Raw genomic sequence first — 3,869 nt, 5'->3', positions numbered from 1 at the left:
AACTGGTTCCTGTTCGCGAACTGCGGCTCTTACGAGCTGCAGCTACAGGTGCGCAACCGCGGCAATCACGACACCTACGTGTGTGTCGGTGCTGGCGAGATTGTCAATCTCGGTTACAAGCCGGCGACTCCTCAGACTCCTAACACGACGTTGGATTACTCGGGCTCGATCTGGGATGCCAGCTGCGACGGGGGGGTGTATAACCCGTTCCTACCCCCGCTTTACACAAATCCGCCTATGAATGATCCGGTTCCGCTCCCGGTACCGCCGCAGGCACCCTGTGACAATCAACTGCTGCCTCCGGTGTCCTGGTGTGACAATGCCCCGCCGGTCGTGCGGATCACGGGGATGGTGCAGTCGGCGAATGCGGCGGTTGTCGGGGAGCTGGCCATGCCGTTCGCGAATGCCGAGTGGGAGTTGGAGGTGTTCGCGCACGCCGACGGGCAGCAGGATGCCGCGCCGGAGTGGCAGCCGTTGATGTCCGGGCCCGGCGGAACCGGGGTTGCGCTGACCGGTCAACTGGACCAGTGGGGCCACTTCGACACAGGCGACGTCTTCTACCCGCAGTACTACGAACTGGAGGACGGCACCACCTGGTACGGGTGCCCGGTGACCGAGCCGCGGGTTCCGTTCATGAATTCGCACGCCTGCGAGAACGACGACCTCGTCCTCAAAATCTACGCCAACAGCGATGACGACATGGTACGAGTCAAGGACCATGACAACGGTGGACAGCGGGCGTTGATCGGTGAAATCCCGCTGGGCCGGTTCTTCGAGGAAGACGACGGCCGGACCCACTCGCTGGACTCACACGCCGGTCACGCCTACGTCGCCGCGTACAACGTCAAGAACCTAAGCGCGAACTTGCCTCAGGAACACCAGCTGGAGGATGTGGAGATCCACCTCTACAACTCTCTTTCCGGCGGAGGTGAATACGTCCCCGGTTCTCACATCGTCAACGTGAAGAAGAGCGACACGCCGCACTCTGACGTCGAATTCTACGTCGGCATGCAGTACTACCACGATCTCATGGACGAAAACGAGAACTATCCCGGCATCCCCGCAAACTGCGACGTGGACAACTACCGGGAACAGGTGGCAGACGCTAAATGTGCGTTCCAGCTCGGCTTCGCTGCAGCTGTGGCCAACGCCGCGGAAACCACTCCGAACGAGGACGTCATCACCGTCGCCGGGCAGCAGTACGGCGTAGAAGAGTGCGCCGGCTCCACCCCGGAATGCCAGGACGGCCCAAAGGTGGGGGCGCGGATCGGCGCGGCACTGCGCGACCTGTTCGACAGCACCAACGAAGCCCGTGACGGGTTCACCGATACGGTGCACCGCCCGTTTGCCGAGCTTCCACCCATGATCGCCGATGCGGGACCGACCGACGTCGAAAAGTTCTGGGACGCCTATCGTGAACGACACGGATCACGTGACCGGCTGGTCATGTTCATGAACACGCTGGAATACACCGAGCTGCGCGACGAGGACACCGGCTTCGCCACCGGTTCCTGGCAGTCCACGCTATGTTCGACCTGCCGCGGTGGAGACCTGACCACCTCCGACACTGGCGAACATCGTCCCAACCTGCAGTGGGATTTCGTCAATCCGTCGGATGAGGCCCAGGCCTTCGACCTGTGGGTCCGGCTACCCGCCGGACAGGCGCAGCTCGCTGCCAACGCCACCTACAAGATCCATAACCCGGGATCAAACCCGCCCGGCTTCGACACTGCCCATGCGACGGTGGACCAGACCGCCACCGCCGACGGCTGGATCAACCTGCGGCCCAACGGCATCGGTCCCATTCCAGAAAATTACGAGTTCTCGGTAACGCTATCCACCCCGGACGGTGCCAAGCCGGTCGTCGCGGACGCGATCATTGCCGCTCCGCACGAGGATGACACCACGGGGCCCTACCCGCTCGTGCAAGTCTCCGGCGGTGCCCACACCCACGCATCATTCGACAGCAAGAACCGACCCTTAGCTGGCGCGTGTTACGAAGTGTTGTACAAGGGACATGACGGAGACCCGCAAAGTCCGATCCAATGGCGGCCCGTGCTCGATTCCCGCACGCCCAACGGTGAGCCCACCGGCAACCCGGTCAAGGGCTGCCTGGACCAGGAAGGCAAGTTCGTCACCACTGGCTTCGCCTACCCCAACCAGTTCGAGCTGAACGACGAATCGACCTGGGTGGGCTGCCCCGCTCCGCCGAACCCGGTGGAGTTCATGGGTTCCCACGCGTGCGCTGACAGCGATCTCATCCTGCGCGTGTCCACGACGAACGCCACGGGGACCAACCATGTCAGGCTGCACGTATTGAGCAATCCGGCCGCCGTCGCGGGTGACGTGCCGATCGGCCACTTCTTTCTGCGAGACCCGGCCTCTATGTCACTGCAGTCGGCTGAGGCGAGGGCGTACGGCGCGATCCTCAGCGTGCGGGACCTTGTCCCGACATTCGGAAAAGCCGTCAAGATCGTATTGCGCGACAGTGGTGAATCCAAGTACATCCCCGGCGTCATCGAGGAGCGAATCGAGCTCGTGCGCGGCAACGCCATCACCACGGTCGCCGAAAAGATGGTCGCCCATGTCCTCGAACACGACCTCGTAGGCGGCGATTACGACGTCCCGTCCTGCGACGACGGGGGGTGGATGGCCCGAACCAGCGATGAGTGCGCCTGGCGTGCCGGCTTCTCGTCCTTCATCGCCATCGCCGCCGAGCACCTCTACCGTTCCTCGGATGCCAGCGTCCCCTCGTTCGACCTATACTCCGCCGAGTCCTGTGAGGAACAAGACTGTGACGAGCGAGGTCCTGACGTCGAGGGCCGGGTCGCCATGGCTCTGTGGGATCTGTATGACGAGAACGCCGACGAGTTCGACGGATTTCAGGACAACACAGGGCTGGACGAATACACCTCGCTGAAGCAGATTCTCGACGTCGTGCGTGACGTCGCGCCCGATACGTTTTCCCAGTACTGGCGAGAGTGGAACGAAAGGCACGACACCCACTCTTATCGGGACGAGGAAACCATGTTCCTCAACGGGATGCTCTATACGGCCGCACTCGATGCAGGTGACGAGCACACCGAGTTCAAGGGCTCGTGGGAGACGATGGACTGCACGGACTGCATGGCAGGCTCATTCGAGCGTTCTCAGGAGGCCACGACTAGCGTCACCTGGAACATCGGATCCCAGCTCCAAGACGACGGCGAATACGAAATCTGGGTGAAGCTGCCCCTTACCGAGGACCCCCTAGACAGCGCAGCGGTGTATACCGTCATAACCGAGACTGGGCCGGTGGAGTACGTCGTCGACCAGATGTCCGACCGATGGGTGAACCTCAAACCACTCGGACTTCGGTTGAAGGCTGACCCGGCCACCACCGTGACACTCACCCACGGCCCCGCCAACCCTAACCTACCTCTGGCCGCGGACGCACTCCTTATCGTACCGGCCAATCCCGTCCCATAGTCGAACGCAGGCTCCGCTAAAGCCGCTCCCGGCCCGAGCATTTGATTCGGTCGGGAGCGGCTTGAACTAACGAAGCGCGCATAAGGCCGTGGCAAAGATGTTCCATACGCAATGCCGACACCTCGAAGAGTGGCCGCGCGCATGCGGGCGTGGATGTGGTCTGCCAAGCGGCTGGGACGCCTACGCCCAGGCCGCCCGACGCGGGCTGCCCGACGCCGTCCAGGTGGCCGATTGGTGGCATCTGTGGCATGGCCTGGGCGACGCGGTGTTGAAGAAGGCACGCGCACAGCACCTGCCGGGTTAGGGCCAATGCCGGGAAGATAAGCGTTGTGGCAGGTCATGCCGGGTTTCGACGGACGACGTCGATGGTGTAGCCGACGGCCATGGACCTTGGCTGGGTA

1 protein-coding gene is annotated in these 3,869 nt (G+C 62.7%); it reads left to right on the top strand.

Translation table 11 applies throughout. The features are described from left to right. Positions 1-237: 237 nt before the first annotated feature. The gene (locus AB0J67_RS39760; RefSeq protein ID WP_363490782.1) at positions 238-3,468 is read left to right on the top strand and encodes a hypothetical protein; all 3,231 of its coding nucleotides are present in this window, start codon (positions 238-240) and stop codon (positions 3,466-3,468) included. The last annotated feature ends 401 nt before the right edge of the window (positions 3,469-3,869 follow it).

Origin of the sequence: Catellatospora sp. NPDC049609 (genome assembly GCF_040675365.1) — a bacterium.
In the GTDB taxonomy this organism is placed as follows: Bacteria; Actinomycetota; Actinomycetes; order Mycobacteriales; family Micromonosporaceae; genus Catellatospora.
Note: the sequence above shows the minus strand (reverse complement) of the source record. Positions and strands in the feature narration are given on the sequence as shown.